This window comes from Anaerotignum lactatifermentans, assembly GCF_014982935.1.
GTDB lineage: Bacteria > Bacillota > Clostridia > Lachnospirales > Anaerotignaceae > Anaerotignum > Anaerotignum lactatifermentans.
The window spans coordinates 1-1,114 of sequence record NZ_JADCKK010000153.1 but is presented as its reverse complement, the minus strand read 5'-3'; the positions used below and the strand labels follow the sequence as shown (position 1 = coordinate 1,114).

The window sequence follows — 1,114 nt, the reverse complement described above, 5'->3', positions numbered from 1 at the left end:
TCGTCGAACATCGTAAGTTCCATGGGTTCGGGGGCCATGGTCCCCTGCATCGTGTTCGCCATCTTCTTTGGCATCGGCATCAGCGTGTACCGCACGAACATCAGTGAGGATTGCGTGCTCTACCAGGGCATCCGCGAGGTCAACGAGGTTCTGCTCACCATCATCCGCATCGTCATGAACGTGGCGCCCATCGGTATCTTCGCCTACGTCTCGGCGTCCATCGGCGAGCTGGGGATCGATATCCTTATCCCCATCGGTAAGTACATCCTTGTCCTGTTCTTCGCGACCCTGATCTTCACGGCGGTGTGGATCGTCGTGGTGAGCGCCTATTGCAAGCTGCCCGTGACGAAGCTCGTGCCCAAGCTCGGCCGCATGACCGTGCTCGCCGCCGCATCCATCTCGAGCGCGGTGACGCTTCCCACCGAGATGGAGGATGCCATCCAAGACGAGGTGGCCAACCTGGTGCTGCCGCTCGGCATGCCGCTCAACTCTAACGGCTCGGCGCTTCACATGGCCTGCACGGCGCTGTTCGTGGCGCAGATGTACAACATCGAGTTCGCCGGCGGCGCGCTCGTGTACGTATGTGTCATCGCCTGGTTGCTGTCGCTGGCCAACGCCGTCGCCCCCGGCGCAACGCTCATTTCGCTCACCATGCTCATGCCGGCTTTGGGCCTTCCTATCGAGGCGGTCGCGATCTTGGGTGGTCTGGAATACATCGTGGCCGCGATCCGCACCACGCTCAACGTCAACTCCGACGTGTTCTGCGCGCTGTTGGTGGCGAAGAGCGAGGCTGCGATCGACTACGACGTGTTCAACGGCACGAAGGCGCGGGAGGCCTAGGTCTTGGGACTGCCGCCGGCGTGCTTGATGCCCAAGGGGCGATAGCCCCGCCCCTTGGGCGACTATAGGTATCAAGCCTGTGCGGTTGCCGCGCGGGCGCTAACCAAGGAGGTTTCCATGCTCGTTTCACGTGAAGAACTCAAGCAGCTCATGAAGAAGAAGTTCATGGCCGCCGGCATGCACGATGATCATGCTGACGACATGGCCGAGGTGCTCGCCTGGTCGAGCGAGCGCGGCCTGCACAGCCATGGCGAGGTGCGCGTCGAGTACTACA

Annotated in this window: 1 protein-coding gene; it reads left to right on the top strand. The window is 61.8% G+C overall.

Translation table 11 applies throughout. The annotated features are described in order from the left end of the window. On the top strand, positions 1 to 840 hold an 840-nt coding region (locus INF29_RS14420; RefSeq protein WP_193487420.1), incomplete at its 5' end, for a dicarboxylate/amino acid:cation symporter. Positions 841 to 1,114 lie beyond the last annotated feature (274 nt).